Raw genomic sequence first — 15,847 nt, 5'->3', positions numbered from 1 at the left:
TTGCGCCGACAAAACCAAACTCGGGGAATTGACGCAAGCAGCTAACAGCAGTATTGCAGAATTATCCCGTGGTGATTTGGCCGGTCGGCTTGCAGCCACGTTAAACAAGTGGCTAAAAAGACCGGGTTATGAAACCGGTCTGCTTTTGCGGCCGGTTTTTTTGTTATGTGAAGGTGATGGCATGAGCAAGACCTGGCGCCCGGCAACCCAACTCGTCCATGGCGGCACGCTGCGTTCGCAATATGGCGAAACGTCCGAGGCAATCTATCTCACGCAGGGTTTCGTCTATGAGACGTCGGAAGCGGCCGAAGCCCGCTTCAAGGGCGAAACGGACGGCTTCATCTACGCCCGCTACGGCAGCCCGACCAACGACATGTTCGAAAAGCGCATGTGCGCATTGGAAGGCGCCGAAGACGCCCGCGCCACCGCTTCCGGCATGGCGGCCGTCACCGCCGCCGTCCTCTGCCAGGTCAAGGCGGGCGACCATATCGTCGCCGCCCGCGCTCTGTTCGGCTCCTGCCGCTGGGTGGTGGAAACGCTGGCACCGAAATACGGGATCGAATGCACGCTGGTCGACGGCCGCGATCTCGCCAACTGGGAGAAGGCCATCCGGCCGAACACCAAGGTGTTCTTCCTGGAAAGCCCGACCAACCCGACGCTCGAGGTGATCGACATATCAGGCGTCGCCAGACTCGCCAATCAGATCGGCGCCAAGGTGGTGGTCGACAACGTCTTCGCAACGCCGCTCTTCCAAAAGCCGCTCGAACTCGGCGCCCATATCGTCGTCTATTCCGCCACCAAGCATATCGACGGCCAGGGCCGGTGCCTGGGCGGCGTGGTGCTCGCCGACAAGGCGTGGATCGACGAGAACCTGCACGACTACTTCCGCCACACAGGCCCGGCCATGTCGCCATTCAATGCCTGGACACTTCTGAAGGGCATCGAGACGCTGCCGCTGCGGGTGAAACAGCAGACTGAGAATGCAGCAAGGATCGCCGACTTCCTGGCCGACCAAAACAAGATTGCCAAGGTGATCTATCCCGGGCGCGAGGATCACCCGCAGGCCGACATCATCGCCAGTCAGATGACCGGCGGCTCGACGCTTGTTGCCTTCGAGCTGAAAGGCGGCAAGGAAGCTGCCTTCGCCCTGCAGAATGCGCTCGAGATCATCAAGATTTCCAACAATCTCGGCGACAGCAAGAGCCTGATCACCCATCCGGCGACGACGACGCACAAGAACCTGACGGAAGAAGCGCGTGCCGAACTCGGCATTTCTCCGGGCACAGTGCGCCTTTCGGCCGGCATCGAGGACACGGAAGACCTGATCGAGGATTTCGCGCGGGCACTCGCCAAGGTCTCGGGCTGACCGACGACAATGGCGGCCGGGCTTCATGCAAATCCGGCCGCCCATCTGCGGGAACAAGTTCACCCGCGCCGGCGTTGCGAAGTAAAATTAACGCTGGCAATTAGGCTTAACGATCGAAAACCATTCGATCATGAGCATTTGACCGCTGATCAACGTTCCGTTTCTTGACGGGCAGGCCCTTCTTATAAGATACGGGTAACATATCTTGACTAAGGTGCAAGGCATGTATCGCGCCCTCACAAGAGATATCGAAGTCGTGGTCGAACCGTTCTATCTGGAGGAGCAATCCGATCCGGAAGACGATCGCTATGTCTGGGGTTACCGGATTGTTATCAGCAACAATTCCGGCGTCGCTGTCCGCCTGGTCAACCGCTACTGGAACATCACCGACCAGAACGGACAGGTGGACGAGGTGACCGGTCCGGGGGTCGTCGGCGAACAGCCGCGGCTCAGCCCGGGCGACACCTATGAATATTCTTCCGGCTGCCCGCTCGACACGCCGTCAGGGCTGATGTTCGGCCATTACCAGATGGAAACGGATGAAGGCGAGCTGTTCGACGTCGACATCCCCGCCTTCTCGCTGGATTCGCCGGGTCTGCTACGCGTGCTTAATTGAACGCGTAGCGTAGAAAATGCTACTCATCACTGCAAAGTAGCAGAACGTTCTGGTGGACGTGCGACCCAGATTGCGGAGCCTTGCCCCTTCATCCGCGTGCCGGCGCCGACCAATACCTGGGGGATGCAAGATCGATCTGGTCGCACAGCCGTGGATCCCAGGCTTGCCCAATTATCAATCTACTAAAGATCGAAAGGATCCGAGGCCTGAGTACCTGGCTTTGCTTCGAACGGATCTTTAGATTGCGGCGGTGCTGGCTGTTTTGCGACCGCATCGTTTACCGCCTTTTGGCAGGCGAGCAACTCATCCGCTGCCCTGGCGGAATCTTTCAGACCGAGGGCTACAATCTGCTTTCCTCTAAAGCTGGCGCGGAAACTCAGTTTACCCGCAAACTCCGCAATCAAGTCAGGATCCTTGGAATCAATCCATAATGATTTGAAGCCAGGGAGATCCAGACCTGTCGCATCAGCCGTCCATTTATACTCGCCTAACGAGAGTTCGAGGGGATAGCGCTTCCCTTTCTCCAGGGATTTCCAGTTTGGATTTCCGAGCATGATGTAAAAAGGGTTGTCCTTTTTCCGGAGATTGAAACCAAGACGAAAAATGGTGTCGTCATCAAAGGAAGTCAGAACAAAACAGCCATTGTCTAAGGTCGGATCGACAGCCACGCTCCAATCGCCGATCTCTTTCCATTGGTTTGTCTCGTCAGCCAAGCCAATTCGTGGCATCGCAGCCGTTAATGCGAGTACGAAATATAAAAAGCGCATAAGGCCCACCCCAAAGTACCAGTTGGGGAATAGGCGCACAGTAACTACCGAAAGTCGAGCCACGGTGCCGCTGCAATGCCATTTTTTTCGCGCGCTGCGCGCGACCGATGTTATTCCGCCGGCTGAAGCTCGGCCGCCTGGAAGCGATAGGTGGTCGAGCAGAATTCGCAGGTCACGGCGATTTCGCCATTTTCCTGGCTGGCCTCGATCTCCTCGGCGGTGAAGCCCTTCAGCACGTTACCGATCTTTTCCCGCGAACAGCTGCAGCGGTCGAAGACGGCGCGCGGTTCGTAGACGCGCACGCCGCGCTCGTGGAACAGGCGGAACAAGAGCCGTTCTGTGCCGACCTGCGGATCCGTCAACTCATCGGCGTCGATGGTCTCGACAAGCGAACGCGCTTCGACCCAGGCGTCGTCCTCGCCATGGGGGCGGTCGCCGTTGTCGCCGTCACCGCCGTGGAGATCGGGGTGGCGCATGCGCTCCGGCGCCTCCGGCAGGAACTGGGCGACGAGACCGCCGGCGCGCCAGCGATGGCGCGGCTTGCCGGCGTCGTCACGGTCCAAGAGTTCGGCCGCAGCCAGGCGCACGCGCGTCGGGATCTGCTCCGACTGGCGGAAATAGACACCGGCAATCTCTTCGAGCGAGGTGCCATCGAGCGCGACGATGCCCTGATAGGGTTGAGCGAACTTGCCTTGATCGATGGTGAAGGCGAGCACGCCCTTGCCGAGCAACTGCTCCGGCTCGGTCTCGCCTGATGCGACGGCCTTGTCGAGCAGCGACCGGTCAAAACGGGCATAAGCACGGACGTTGTCAGGCGTCGAGAAATCGGCGACGAGGAGATCGACCGGGCCGTCGCCCTTGGTCTGCACAGTGAACTTGCCGTCGAACTTCAGCGAGGTGCCGAGCAGCACCGTCAGCACGACCACTTCGGCAAGCAGCCGGGCGACGGGCGCGGGATAGTGATGGCGCTCGAGAATGGCATCGAGCATGGGCCCGAGCTGGACGGCGCGACCGCGCACATCCAGACCCTCCACCTGAAAGGGGACGACATGATCATCGCCGGCGAAATCGAACTGGCCGAGGGCGGCTGCAGCTTCTGCCATGGCATTCACTCCTAGTTCTCAAGCAAAGGGTCAGCGTGCCCTTCGCTCGCGCGGCCGCAAGTCCGTGACTTACAGGCTTCCGATTATGGTTCAGATCGCGCCCAGGCACCAAGCAAGAATCGACTTCTGCGCATGAAGACGGTTTTCCGCCTCATCGAAGACCACGGATTGCGGGCCGTCGATCACCTCGTCCGTCACTTCCTCACCGCGATGAGCGGGCAGGCAATGCATGAACAATGCATCATTGCCGGCCTTGGCCATCAAGGCCGCATTGACCTGATAAGGCTGGAAGACGTTGTGACCCCGGGCCCGATGTTCCTGATTCATGGAGACCCAGGTATCGGTCACCACGCAATCGGCGCCGGCGACCGCACGGTCGGCATCATGGCAGAGCATGATTTCGGCGCCCTCATTGCGGGCCCAGTTCAGATAGTGATCCTTGGGCTCCGAACCAAGGGGCACGGCCATGTTCATGCGGTAGCCGAAGCGCGCGGCGCCTTCGACCAGCGAATGCAGCACATTGTTGCCGTCGCCGGTCCAGGCGATGGTCTTGCCCTTGATCGGGCCGCGGTGCTCCTCGTAGGTCATGATATCGGCCATGATCTGGCAAGGATGGGTATCATCCGTCAGCGCATTGATGACAGGCACGGTCGCGTGCTCGGCAAGCTCCAGCAGGCGCGAATGCTCGGTCGTGCGGATCATGATTGCATCGACATAACGCGACAGCACCTTGGCGGTGTCCCCGATCGTCTCGGCGCGGCCGAGCTGCATTTCGGTGCCCGAAAGGAAGAGTGTTTCGCCGCCGAGCTGACGCATGCCGACGTCGAAGGAGACGCGGGTGCGCGTCGACGGTTTCTCGAAGATCATCGCCAGCATCTTGCCGGCGAGCGGCTTGTCGTCTTTGCCGGCCTTGAAGGCCTGCTTGCGGGCGAGCGCGTCGTTCATGATGGTTCTGAGGTCGGCTGATGTGACCGCCGAAAGATCTAGGAAATGTTTGGGAGCCATGTTCTTACCTGTCGTGCGCCCGAAGGCGGCGATCCTTTCAAGCCGTCTTCTTGACCTTGGAGGCGCGGATGCTCTCGGCGGCGCGCTCGAGGCGCGCGAGCCCTTCGCGGGCTTCCTCGGCAGTGACGACGAGCGGAGGAAGAAGGCGGATGACGTTGTCGCCCGCCGGCACGCCGAGCAGGTGCGCGGCGCGGATCGCCTGCAGCAGTTCGGCGGAGGAAACCGCAGCCTTGACGCCGAGCAGAAGCCCCTCGCCTCTGATATCCTCGATCACGTCGGGATAACGATCCTTGAGCGAGGCAAGCCCCTGACGGAAGACGAGCGCCACGTCGCGCACATGCTCAAGGAAACCATCCGCGAGAATGATATCGAGCACGGCGCTGCCAACGGCCATGGCAAGCGGATTGCCGCCATAGGTCGAACCATGCGTGCCGGCCTTCATTCCGGAAGCGGCCTCCGCGGTGGCAAGGCAGGCTCCGAGCGGGAAACCGCCGCCGATGCCCTTGGCAACGGCCATGATGTCGGGTGTGATGCCGGACCATTCATGGGCGAAGAGCTTGCCGGTGCGGCCGACGCCCGTCTGCACCTCGTCGAGGATCAACAGCAGGCCCTTTTCGTCGCAGATCTGGCGAAGCGCCTTCATGAACTCGTTGGTTGCAGGACGCACACCGCCCTCGCCCTGCACCGGTTCGATCAGGATTGCTGCCGTCGCATCGGTAACGGCGGCGCGGACGGCATCGATGTCGCCAAAGGGCACCTGATCGAAACCCGGCGCCTTAGGGCCGAAGCCTTCGAGATATTTCTCCTGGCCGCCGGCGGCGATCGTCGCGAGCGTGCGGCCGTGGAAGGCGCCTTCGAAGGTGATGATATGGAAGCGCTCGGGGTGGCCCTTGGAGAACTGATAGCGGCGCGCCGTCTTGACGGCGCATTCGAGCGCCTCCGCGCCCGAATTGGTGAAGAACACCTTGTCGGCAAAGGTTGCGTCGGTCAGGCGCTTGGCGAGGCGCTCCTGGCCGGGGATCTCATAGATATTGGAGAGGTGCCAGACCTTATCGGCCTGCTCCTTCAGCGCTGCGACAACGTGCGGATTGCTGTGGCCGACCGATGTCACGGCGACGCCGGCGCCGAAATCGAGATAACGCTCGCCGCCTTCGGTGATCAGCCATACGCCCTCGCCTCGCTCGAACCGCAGCGGGGCGCGAGAATAGGTGTCATAAAGCGGCGCGGCTTCAGCCATGGCGCGGGTCTCCCAATGTTGTCATGCCCGGACTCCGGCTAAAGACACCAAGCCCGACAAATTAAAAATGCCGCCTTTCGGCGGCAAGCGGTACTATTTCCTTTTCGCGCTGCAATGTCAACAAAACTGCGGCCTTAGCGCATGCAGCAAGCTAGTACAGGGGCGTTTCCGGCCTTCAACAGGCATTATTGCAGAAATGACACGCGGAGGCAGCAAGTTGGGGAAAACTTGAAATTCGATTCATCCGGATTCCCGCGACTCTTGTCACGGAGTCAGCCTCACACTAGGTTAAAGTTCAATTACTAGACTGCATGCGGCGGAACTAGTCACCAAAATTGATCAGGCGTTTCTTGTTTCGGAGGCTTCCGGGACAACGGTGAGGGATTCTGCCATCACCAACGCAAAAGGTGGAGACAGGGCATGAACTGGACAGACGAGCGGGTCGAGAAACTCAAGAAGCTTTGGTCGGAAGGACTGAGTGCCAGCCAGATCGCGGCGCAGCTTGGCGGGGTCAGCCGAAATGCCGTCATCGGCAAGGTGCACCGGCTGAGCCTTCCCGGCCGTGCCAAGGCCGGCGGCACAGCCACAGCGGCGCGCACGCCGAAGCGCCAGACTTCAGCGCCGCGTGCGCCGAACTACGCCTCCCGGATCACCACCCGCACCGTTACCCGCCAGCAGGGCGCAACGATGCTGAAGGAAGAGATCGAGGTCGATGCGGTCGAGGAGATGGAATATGTGCCGGCCGGCAACGTAGTCGTGCCGATTTCCCGCCGCCTTGGCCTGACGGAGCTGACTGAACGCACCTGCAAGTGGCCGGTCGGCGATCCGCTGAAGGAAGACTTCCATTTCTGCGGCTGCGAGTCCCCGGACAACTCACCCTATTGCGGCTATCATCAGAAGCTTGCCTACCAGCCGGTCAACGAACGGCGCCGGGCGGCTGCACGGGCAAGTTGAGCGGGCTGCATCCACGGACAAAAAAACGGGCCGAGTGGCCCGTTTTTTATGATCGGAGTGGGGAAGCGACCTTTGTGTTTGGCAGCAAAGCCGACCACACTTTCCGTCATCCCAGGGCTTGACCCTGGGATCCACAACCAAGCACACCACTTCAATTGTTTCCCTGCAGTTCGATGCTATCGCGCTTCTCACAGTGCCAGCCGCATGGATCCCAGGGTCAAGCCCTGGGATGACGGAGGGGAGATGGTGCCTGGACAGGTTGGCTCTGCAGGCGCGATGGAGAGGTGGCGCCGAGACGCACAGCCCTCGCAGGCGCGATGAATTTGCGGCAAAAGCGCCGCTTCACAAGCTGCATCAGCGGGCGTTAGGCTAGAACGCCAACCCACACTCCGTCATCTCAGGGCTTGACCCTGGGATCCACAACAGGCACTCGGCTTCGATAACTTCCCTGCAGCTGAATGCCATCGTTCCTCCCGCAGCGCCAGCCGCATGGATCCCAGGGTCAAGCCCTGGGATGACGGAGGAGAGGTGGTGCCTGGATGACCGAGGTGAGGCCGTGCTGGCTCATACCCAGCGCCGGTGCGATGAAGGGCCTGGGAACCGCTGCACGGGCGGGAGCGCCGGCCACATGCACTCTCCTCAACCTCAGGCCTCCATCGAGTAACCGGCGCCGCGGACGGTGCGGATGACGTCCTGCATGTTGGAGAAATTCAGCGCCTTGCGCAGGCGGCCGACATGGACGTCGACGGTGCGTTCGTCGACATAGATGTCGTGGCCCCAGACGCCGTCGAGCAGCTGCGAGCGGGAAAAGACCCGGCCTGGCGACGACATCAGGAATTCCAGCAGGCGGAATTCGGTCGGTCCGAGGCGGACCTCGCGGCTCTTGCGGTGGACGCGATGGGTTTCGCGATCGAGCTCGATATCGCCGCATTTCAGCACCGACGACAGCACTTCAGGGCGGGCACGGCGCAGCATCGCCTTGACGCGGGCGACGAGTTCGGGGGTCGAGAACGGCTTCACGACGTAATCGTCGGCGCCGGTGGACAGCCCGCGCACGCGCTCGCTCTCCTCGCCGCGCGCCGTCAGCATGATGATCGGCAGCCGCTCGGTTTCCGGCCGCATGCGCAGGCGCCGGCAGAGTTCGATGCCGGAGACGCCGGGCAGCATCCAGTCGAGGATCAGAAGGTCGGGCGTGCGCTCCTGAAGCCTGATTTCGGCCTCGTCGCCGCGCAGGATGGTATCGACCTCGAAGCCTTCCGCTTCCAGGTTATAGCGAAGAAGTACGCTCAGGGCTTCCTCGTCTTCAACAACTGCGACTCTCGGGATCATGCGTGTCCGTCTCCTCGCGCAAAAGCCTTAAACCGGGGCGATTAAGCAGGCGTCCTGCGCATCTTCAGAAATTGGCTGCGACCTCTTTGCGCGCCCCGAACGGGCGCGCACGCAAGTGGTTGGTCCGGGCGGCTGGCCCGGTCCGCTGGTTCGTGACGATTATTCCGTCGCGGCGCCGACAGTGTTGGCGCTGTCATCCTTGGGGCGATCGCCTTCCGGCTGGGCGCCCGTTGCCATGTAGTAGATAGTCTCGGCGATGTTGGTGGCGTGGTCGCCGATGCGCTCGATGTTCTTGGCGCAGAAGAGCAGATGCGTGCAGCTCGTGATGTTGCGCGGATCTTCCATCATGTAGGTCAGCAGCTCGCGGAACAGCGACGTGTACATCGCGTCGATCTCGTTATCGCGTTCGCGGATGGCGGTCGCCTTGTCGGCGGCGCGCGTCGTATAGACGTCGAGCACTTCCTTGAGCTGGACCAGCGCCAGCTCGGACAGGTGCTCGAGACCGCGGGCGAGCTTGCGGGGAACGCCGGTGCTCTGCACGGCGATGACGCGCTTGGCTGTGTTCTTGCCGAGGTCGCCGACGCGTTCGAGATCGGCGGCGATGCGGATCGAACCCATGATTTCGCGCAGGTCTGCGGCCATCGGCTGGCGGCGGGCGATGGTGACGATCGCCTTGTCGCCGATTTCGCGCTCGGTGTGATCAAGGATCACATCGTCGGAGATGACCTTCTGCGCCAGCGCCGTGTCGCCGTTGACCAGCGCCCGGACGGATTCCGCGACCATCTGTTCGGCCAGGCCGCCCATTTCGGAAATCCGCCTGGACAGGAACTTCAGATCATCATCATAGGCAGAATAAATATGTGTCGATGCCATTGGGCTTTGTCCTCGAATAACGGGAAGGCTTCGGATCGCCGCAATCAGCCGAAGCGACCCATGATGTAGTCCTGGGTACGTGGATCGTCCGGATTGGTGAACATCTTGTCGGTGTCGTTCTCCTCGACGAGGTTGCCGAGGTGGAACATGGCGGTGCGCTGCGAAACGCGCGCGGCCTGCTGCATGGAGTGGGTGACGATGACGATCGTGTAATTCTCGCGCAGCTCGTGGATCAGTTCCTCGACCTTGGCGGTGGCGATCGGGTCAAGCGCCGAGCAGGGCTCATCCATCAGGATGACTTCCGGGCTGACGGCAACGGCGCGGGCGATGCACAAGCGCTGCTGCTGGCCGCCCGAGAGGCCGGTGCCGGACTCGTGCACGCGGTCCTTGACCTCGTTCCAGAGGCCGGCGCGCTGCAGGCTGGTCTCGACGATCTGGTCGAGATCGGCCTTCGACTTTGCGAGACCATGGATGCGCGGGCCGTAGGAGACGTTTTCGTAGATCGACTTCGGGAACGGGTTCGGCTTCTGGAAAACCATGCCGACGCGGGCGCGAAGTTCGACGACGTCGATATCCGGATCATAGACGTCGTCGCCGTCCAGCGTGATCTTGCCGGTGACGCGGCAACCCTCGATCGTGTCGTTCATGCGGTTGAGGCTTCGCAGGAAGGTCGACTTGCCGCAGCCGGAAGGACCGATCAGGGCGGTTACGGTGTTTTCGCGGATGTTCAGGTTGACATCGAAAAGCGCGCGCTTCTCGCCGTAGTATACGGAGACATCCTGTCCGATCATCTTATACGGGACGTTGCTCATCTTCTGATCCAGCGCCTTTTCAACTGCAGCTTCCGTCAACATGTTCATGATGTTTAACTCCGTTTACCAGCGGCGCTCGAAGCGACGACGCAAGAGAATGGCACCCATGTTCATGGCAACCAGGAACAGGAGCAGGACGATGATGGCACCCGAAGTACGCTCCACGAAGGCGCGTTCCGCCTCGTTCGCCCACATATAGACCTGCACGGGCAGCGCCGTCGAGGGATCGAGCGGCGTGGTCGGTGCATTGGCGACGAAAGCGACCATGCCGATCAACAGCAGCGGCGCGGTTTCACCGAGCGCGTGCGCCAGACCGATGATCGTGCCGGTGAGGATGCCGGGCATGGCAAGCGGCAGGACATGGTGGAACACCATCTGCATCTTCGAAGCGCCGAGGCCCAGGGCTGCAGCGCGGATCGAGGGCGGCACGGCGCGCAGTGCGGCGCGGGTGGCGATGATGATCGTCGGCAGGGTCATCAGCGTCAGCACCAGGCCGCCGACCAGTGAAGCCGAGCGCGGCAGACCGATGAAGTTGATGAAGACGGAGAGGCCGAGCAGACCATAGACGATCGACGGAACCGCGGCGAGGTTGTTGATGTTGACCTCGATCAGGTCCGTCAGCTTGTTCTTCGGCGCAAACTCCTCGAGGTAGATCGAGGCTGCCACGCCGATCGGCAGAGACAGAACCAGCACGATCAGCATCAGATACAGCGAGCCGATGAGGGCGACGCCGAGGCCGGCAGCCTCCGGGCGGCTGGAGTTGCCATTGACGAAGAGACCGGTGTTGAACTCCTTGGTCAGCGCACCGCTCGCCTTCAGCTCGTTCATCCAGCCGACCTGCTTGTCGCTGACCTTGCGGTTCTTCTCCTCGACCGAAAGGTCGATCTGGCCCTTGTTGGCGCTGTCGATATTAGCATCAGCGAGCAGCGTGACGTTGACGGTCTTGCCGATGATCGAAGGATCGGCGACCACCATGTCACGCAGCTGGATCGGCGCGCCCTTGGAAAGCATGGCCGTGGCCTCACGCACATCGGGACGGCTGGATGCATTGATGTTCAGCTGCTTGACGATCGCATCGCGCAGCAGAACCGGATAGTTGGCGGCGATCAGCACCGAAGGGTCGGTCGCGCGCTTGTTGTTCGGGTCGATCGTCTTCTCGGCGAATTCGATCGGCAGGGTGATCGACGTCTGCTGGAAGGCCGTGTAGCCCTTGCCGATCACCGTCCACAGCAGGATGAAGAGGAAGATGAGGCCGAAAGCGATGGCGGCGATGCCATAGGCCTGGAACCGGCGCTCGGCGGCATAGCGGCGTTTGATGCCGATATCGCGGCGCGGCGGCGCCTTGGAAATGGTTCCGGCGACGGGAGAAACAATATTCGTCATTCGTACTGCTCCCGATATTTGCGCACGATGTAGAGCGCATAGATGTTGAGGCAAAGCGTGATGCAGAACAGCGTGATGCCAAGGGCGAAGGCAACCAGTGTCTGCGGCGAGGTGAACTCAAGGTCGCCGGTGAGCTGGTTGACGATCTTCACGGTCACCGTCGTCATCGGCTCGAAGGGATTGATCTGGATGCGGGCGGCGACACCGGCGGCCAGCACGACGATCATGGTTTCGCCGATGGCGCGCGAGGCGGTCATCAGCAACGCCCCGACGATACCGGGGAGAGCCGCCGGCAGGACAACCTTCTTGATGGTTTCGGAGCGCGTGGCGCCGAGACCGAGCGAACCGTCACGCAGGGCCCGCGGCACGGCGGTGATGATGTCGTCCGACAGCGAGGAAACGTAGGGGATCAGCATGATGCCCATGACGATACCGGCTGTCAGCACGCTCTGCGCCTGGATGAAACTCGCATAATTGCCGGAGAGCAGGCCGCTGATCTGAGCGGAGAAATCGCGCAGGAACGGGCCGACGGTGACGAGGGCGAAGAAGCCGTAGACGATCGTCGGAATGCCGGCGAGCACTTCGAGAAGCGGCTTGGCGATGCCCCGCAGCTTCGGCGAGGCATATTCGGCCATATAGATGGCGGCGAAAAGGCCGACCGGCACGGCAACGAGCATGGCGACAAGGCCGATATAAAGCGTGCCCAGCAAGAGCGGGATCAGGCCGAACTGGCCGAAGGACGAGCTGCCAGCGCCGGCAAAGCGCGGATCCCAGACGGTACCGAAGAAGAATTCGTTGGCGGGAACGACCGCAAAGAAGCGCGCGGCTTCGGACAGCATGGACAGCACGATGCCCACCGTCGTCAGGATGGCGATCGACGAGGCCAGCAGCAGCCCCCATAGCATGACGCGCTCGACGCGGTTGCGGGCGCGGAAACGGGGCGCGATGGCGCGCAGCGCATAGAAAGCGCCGGCAACGGCGAGAGCGAAGACCACCGCTGTCATGGCAAGCCGGCTCGTCATGCTCATCGAATTGAGCGTCTTTGCGGCTTCGACCATGTAAGGCTGCGGCTGGCCGGCGAGCGGCACGCCCTTTTCGCTGAGCTTGGCCTGCAGCGCCGCCGGGTCGGTGGACACTGCCGCTACCTCGTCGGGAGTGAGCATCGTCAGCCCGCGCGCAACCGTCGCTACCATCGAGTAGCTCAGATCCTGCTCGACCGAGGCCTGCGCCTTGACGTCGGCAGGGAAGGCGTCGCGAACCGAGGACTGGACAATTCCAGGGCTGACGGAGAGCCAGACGCAGAGGACGATGAGGGCAGGAAGAACAGCCCAGATCGCGGCATAGGCGCCGTAATAGGCCGGCCGTGAATGCAATGCGGAGGACCTGCCTCCGGCAAGTGCTGCGGCACGGCTGCGCGCCACCAGATAGGCGGCGGCGCCGATCACCACAAGGCACAAAAGTATGACGGATGTGCTCATTCGTTACGTCCCCAGGCCCGAAGCCCCAATAAGCCCGGCGGCTGCATCAGCCTGCCTTCAGCTTCCAATCATTGGAGAAGGAAAACCCTGCAGCGAAAAAGCCGGCACGCAGGGGCATAAAGCAATGCCGGCGCGGGCTTGAAGCACCGCGCCGGCAAAGTCATTACATGGCCTTACCAGCTTCGACGTCCTTGCGGATCGCTTCGCGCTCGGCATCCGGAGCGGCAACGAGGCCGTATTCGGCGAGCGGGCCGTCAGGGCCGATCATCTGGTCGGATACGAAGAAGTTGACGTATTCCTTCAGGCCCGGAACAGCGCCGAGATGTGCCTTCTTGACGTAGAAGAACAGCGGGCGGGAAACCGGATAGGTGCCGTTGGCGATCGTTTCGGTGGACGGAACGATACCGTTCACGGTGGCGACCTTCAGCTTGTCGGCATTGTTTTCGTAGAAGGAAAGGCCAAATACTCCGACCGCGGTCTTGTTGGCAGCGATGCGAGACAGCGTTTCGGTGTAGTCACCGTCGATGTCGACTGCAGCGCCGTCCTTACGGACTGCGATGCAGGCCTTGCCCTGAGCGGCCTTGTCCGAAACGGCGGCTTTGATGACTTCTGCAGCGCCCGATGCTTCGCAGCCAGCTGCCAAGACCTTTTCCTCGAAGACTTCGCGAGTCCCGTGCTTTTCGCCCGGGATATAAGCGGCGATATCAACAGCCGGAAGCTTCGGGTTGACTTCCGACCACTTCTTGTAGGGGTTTGCGACGAGCTTGCCGTCGACGACGACCTGGGCGGCGAGGGCCTTGTAGATGTCGGCCGGAACGTAAGCGACATCGGGGTTGCCGGCATCGGTCGCGAAAACGATGCCGTCATAACCGATCTTGACTTCCTGGATATCCGTCACGCCGGCTGCCTTGCAGGCTTCGATCTCGCTTTTCTTAATAGCGCGAGATGAGTTAGCGATGTCGATGGTGTTTTCGCCGACGCCCTTGCAGAATTCCTTGAGGCCGGCGCTGGAGCCGCCGGATTCGACGATTGGCGTCTTGAAGTTGGTGAAGGTCTCGCCGAAGGACTCGGCAACGATCTTTGCGTAAGGCAGGACGGTGGACGAACCGGCAACCTGAATCTGGTCACGGGCGACGGCTGTGCCAGCGAAAGCAGCAGTTGCAGCGAGCGCGGCAACGGTGAGCTTGAAGGTGTTCATTTGAATCTCCCGGGCATTGGGCTTGTGTGATGCGGCCTGTAGAGAGGCCCTCGCATTGCCTTTTTTCATCGGCGGGACTCTCTTAGCGCTGTAAGCACCGTCCTTTTATGTCAAATCGGTGAAACATTTATGACAGGTTATGTTTTTGATATCACACCTAAATTTTCAGTGATGCTGTCCGATTTCTTCCAAAAGACAGCGACGTTCGATCACCAGCCCACCTCACGTTGCAGAAACGTGCAAAGATGGGTGGTCGGTTGTAGCGCGCGTGGCTTCATTGAAGTCGTGACGTGTGATCTGCCCCTCATCCGCCTGCCGGCACCTTCTCCCCATAAACGGGGCGAATGGGATATGCCGCACCCTGTCCGTCCACCGCGAGCCTCTCGCGGGGCACGTCCCCTCTCCCCGTCAGAACGGGGAGAGGGTTAGGGTGAGGGGCAAATCACATGGCACGCCATCGCTGCCCCGGAAAGAACCCTCGCCGCCTTAACATCCATCCCCGCCTCAGAAGCGCACCGTGAAATCGGTGCCCTTGCCGACTTCGGACTTCACGATCAGCCGGGCGCGGTGGCGGGTCAGGATATGTTTGACGATGGCAAGGCCGAGGCCGGTGCCCTTCTTCGAGCGGCTGTCCTCGATGCTGACGCGATAGAAGCGTTCGGTCAGACGCGGCACGTGCTCGGCCGGGATGCCCGGCCCCTTGTCTATTATGCTGACCTCCACGGGCTGACCGGCGTCGTTCTTCAGCCAGACATCGACGATCTTGCCTTCCTGGCCATATTTGCAGGCATTCTCCATCAGGTTCTCGAAGACCTGGACAAGTTCGTCGCGGTCTCCCAGCACCTCGACCTTGCCGTCGGGCAGATGCAGGTTAATGTCGACGCCGACATCCTTGGCGAGCGGTACGAGCGAGTCGCGGACATGGCCGAGCAGCGGCACCAGATCGACCTTCTCATCCGGCGCGATGTGCGATTTCAGCTCTAGGCGGGAGAGCGACAGCAGGTCATCGACCAACCTGCTCATGCGGGTGGTCTGATCGAACATGATGCCCAGAAACTGCGCCTGGGCCTTCTGATCGTTCTTCGCCGGGCCCTGGATTGTCTCGATGAAGCCGCGCAATGAGGCAAGCGGCGTGCGCAGCTCATGGCTGGCGTTGGCGACGAAGTCCGATCGCATACGGTCGATGCGGCGGACCTCCGATATATCGCGGAAGGACAGGATGAAAAACCGCTCATGCTGCCCCTCGGCCTGGAATTCGACAGGTGCGCTTCGGACGATATAGACACGCTCGGACGGCAGCCGCTCAGAGTGCTCGATCTGGTTCGGCGCATTGGTGGCGATGGTTTCGCGCACCATGTCGAGCACGCCGGGCGAGCGAAGCCGGGCCGATATGTGGGCGCCAAGTGCCACCTCGCCGAAAGCCTTTTCGGCGGCACGGTTCTGGAAGAGCACGGAAGCGTCGTCCGACAGCACCATGACGGGAATATCGAGGCCGGCAAGCGTAGCGGAAACCTCGGGCAGGCGGCTCGGCGGCGCTTCCGGCTCCGTCTCCACCGGCTCGACGGGCTCGGCCGTAAGGACGGGCGCCTCATTGAACAGCGCGGTGAAGATCATGACGAGCAGGAGGACGAGCACGACCCACTTGTTCATCCCGGCGGCAAGAGCGGCAAGCGCGCTGAGGATGGCCGCAAGCAGCACCGGCCGGTCACGCCGGATGCGCGCCAGC

General features: G+C 61.5%; 14 protein-coding genes and 1 riboswitch. Of the genes, 3 read left to right on the top strand and 11 right to left on the bottom strand.

Annotation, left to right across the window (positions count from 1 at the left end):
- Positions 1-58 precede the first annotated feature (58 nt).
- A riboswitch (SAM riboswitch) is annotated at positions 59-137 on the top strand.
- Between the two features lie 44 nt (positions 138-181).
- Together FFR93_RS27085 and apaG are read left to right on the top strand one after the other, a co-directional pair.
- Entirely contained in the window at positions 182-1,366 is a 1,185-nt protein-coding gene (locus tag FFR93_RS27085; RefSeq protein ID WP_138395423.1) for an O-succinylhomoserine sulfhydrylase, read from the top strand.
- A 223-nt stretch (positions 1,367-1,589) separates the two neighbouring features.
- A complete protein-coding gene (gene apaG, locus FFR93_RS27080) occupies positions 1,590-1,982 on the top strand; it encodes a Co2+/Mg2+ efflux protein ApaG (RefSeq protein ID WP_011423893.1) in 393 nt (130 codons plus the stop codon).
- 182 nt (positions 1,983-2,164) lie between these two features.
- On the opposite strand, the gene FFR93_RS27075 is transcribed toward apaG, so the two are convergent.
- From FFR93_RS27075 to FFR93_RS27060, 4 genes are all read right to left on the bottom strand, one after another.
- Positions 2,165-2,749, bottom strand: coding sequence for a hypothetical protein (locus FFR93_RS27075; RefSeq protein WP_138395422.1), 585 nt, complete (start codon positions 2,747-2,749; stop codon positions 2,165-2,167).
- A gap of 110 nt (positions 2,750-2,859) precedes the next feature.
- Positions 2,860-3,852: an Hsp33 family molecular chaperone gene (locus FFR93_RS27070; protein WP_138395421.1), complete on the bottom strand. Its 993-nt coding sequence runs from the start codon at positions 3,850-3,852 to the stop codon at positions 2,860-2,862.
- Between the two features lie 90 nt (positions 3,853-3,942).
- Entirely contained in the window at positions 3,943-4,857 is a 915-nt protein-coding gene (gene argF / locus FFR93_RS27065) for an ornithine carbamoyltransferase (RefSeq protein WP_064709749.1), read from the bottom strand.
- A gap of 37 nt (positions 4,858-4,894) precedes the next feature.
- Complete coding sequence (locus tag FFR93_RS27060; protein WP_138395420.1) at positions 4,895-6,094, bottom strand: aspartate aminotransferase family protein; 1,200 nt, start codon at positions 6,092-6,094, stop codon at positions 4,895-4,897.
- Between the two features lie 420 nt (positions 6,095-6,514).
- Between FFR93_RS27060 and FFR93_RS27055 the strand changes: the two genes are divergently transcribed.
- A complete protein-coding gene (locus tag FFR93_RS27055) occupies positions 6,515-7,048 on the top strand; it encodes a GcrA family cell cycle regulator (protein WP_064711717.1) in 534 nt (177 codons plus the stop codon).
- A gap of 645 nt (positions 7,049-7,693) precedes the next feature.
- On the opposite strand, the gene phoB is transcribed toward FFR93_RS27055, so the two are convergent.
- The 7 genes from phoB to phoR form a co-directional block, all read right to left on the bottom strand.
- Complete coding sequence (phoB, locus tag FFR93_RS27050) at positions 7,694-8,377, bottom strand: phosphate regulon transcriptional regulator PhoB (RefSeq protein ID WP_004672768.1); 684 nt, start codon at positions 8,375-8,377, stop codon at positions 7,694-7,696.
- 159 nt (positions 8,378-8,536) lie between these two features.
- A complete protein-coding gene (gene phoU / locus FFR93_RS27045; protein ID WP_004672769.1) occupies positions 8,537-9,250 on the bottom strand; it encodes a phosphate signaling complex protein PhoU in 714 nt (237 codons plus the stop codon).
- Positions 9,251-9,294: 44 nt separating this feature from the next.
- Complete coding sequence (gene pstB, locus FFR93_RS27040) at positions 9,295-10,110, bottom strand: phosphate ABC transporter ATP-binding protein PstB (protein WP_064709746.1); 816 nt, start codon at positions 10,108-10,110, stop codon at positions 9,295-9,297.
- Positions 10,111-10,125: 15 nt separating this feature from the next.
- Positions 10,126-11,445: a phosphate ABC transporter permease PstA gene (pstA, locus tag FFR93_RS27035; protein WP_064709745.1), complete on the bottom strand. Its 1,320-nt coding sequence runs from the start codon at positions 11,443-11,445 to the stop codon at positions 10,126-10,128.
- On the bottom strand, positions 11,442-12,923 hold the full coding sequence (gene pstC, locus FFR93_RS27030; RefSeq protein WP_064711719.1) for a phosphate ABC transporter permease subunit PstC: 1,482 nt from the start codon (positions 12,921-12,923) through the stop codon (positions 11,442-11,444). The genes pstA and pstC overlap by 4 nt, the downstream gene beginning before the upstream one ends.
- A 163-nt stretch (positions 12,924-13,086) precedes the next feature.
- Positions 13,087-14,121, bottom strand: a complete 1,035-nt coding sequence (locus FFR93_RS27025; protein WP_138395419.1) for a substrate-binding domain-containing protein — start codon at positions 14,119-14,121, stop codon at positions 13,087-13,089.
- 504 nt (positions 14,122-14,625) lie between these two features.
- Positions 14,626-15,846: a phosphate regulon sensor histidine kinase PhoR gene (gene phoR / locus FFR93_RS27020; protein ID WP_138395563.1), complete on the bottom strand. Its 1,221-nt coding sequence runs from the start codon at positions 15,844-15,846 to the stop codon at positions 14,626-14,628.
- Position 15,847 lies beyond the last annotated feature (1 nt).

Source organism: Rhizobium sp. MHM7A (genome assembly GCF_005862215.1).
Classification (GTDB): domain Bacteria; phylum Pseudomonadota; class Alphaproteobacteria; order Rhizobiales; family Rhizobiaceae; genus Rhizobium; species Rhizobium bangladeshense.
This window is presented reverse-complemented; position numbering and strand designations above follow the sequence as displayed.

Excerpts from the sequence above, each read along its gene's own strand:
- FFR93_RS27075 (WP_138395422.1), bottom strand. The coding sequence starts at position 2,749 with ATGCGCTTTTTATATTTCGTACTCGCATTAACGGCTGCGATGCCACGA.
- FFR93_RS27070 (WP_138395421.1), bottom strand. The coding sequence starts at position 3,852 with ATGGCAGAAGCTGCAGCCGCCCTCGGCCAGTTCGATTTCGCCGGCGAT.
- pstB (WP_064709746.1), bottom strand. The coding sequence starts at position 10,110 with ATGAACATGTTGACGGAAGCTGCAGTTGAAAAGGCGCTGGATCAGAAG.
- phoB (WP_004672768.1), bottom strand. The coding sequence starts at position 8,377 with ATGATCCCGAGAGTCGCAGTTGTTGAAGACGAGGAAGCCCTGAGCGTA.
- FFR93_RS27085 (WP_138395423.1), top strand. The coding sequence starts at position 182 with ATGAGCAAGACCTGGCGCCCGGCAACCCAACTCGTCCATGGCGGCACG.
- pstC (WP_064711719.1), bottom strand. The coding sequence starts at position 12,923 with ATGAGCACATCCGTCATACTTTTGTGCCTTGTGGTGATCGGCGCCGCC.
- FFR93_RS27025 (WP_138395419.1), bottom strand. The coding sequence starts at position 14,121 with ATGAACACCTTCAAGCTCACCGTTGCCGCGCTCGCTGCAACTGCTGCT.
- FFR93_RS27060 (WP_138395420.1), bottom strand. The coding sequence starts at position 6,094 with ATGGCTGAAGCCGCGCCGCTTTATGACACCTATTCTCGCGCCCCGCTG.
- pstA (WP_064709745.1), bottom strand. The coding sequence starts at position 11,445 with ATGACGAATATTGTTTCTCCCGTCGCCGGAACCATTTCCAAGGCGCCG.
- phoU (WP_004672769.1), bottom strand. The coding sequence starts at position 9,250 with ATGGCATCGACACATATTTATTCTGCCTATGATGATGATCTGAAGTTC.
- FFR93_RS27055 (WP_064711717.1), top strand. The coding sequence starts at position 6,515 with ATGAACTGGACAGACGAGCGGGTCGAGAAACTCAAGAAGCTTTGGTCG.
- apaG (WP_011423893.1), top strand. The coding sequence starts at position 1,590 with ATGTATCGCGCCCTCACAAGAGATATCGAAGTCGTGGTCGAACCGTTC.
- argF (WP_064709749.1), bottom strand. The coding sequence starts at position 4,857 with ATGGCTCCCAAACATTTCCTAGATCTTTCGGCGGTCACATCAGCCGAC.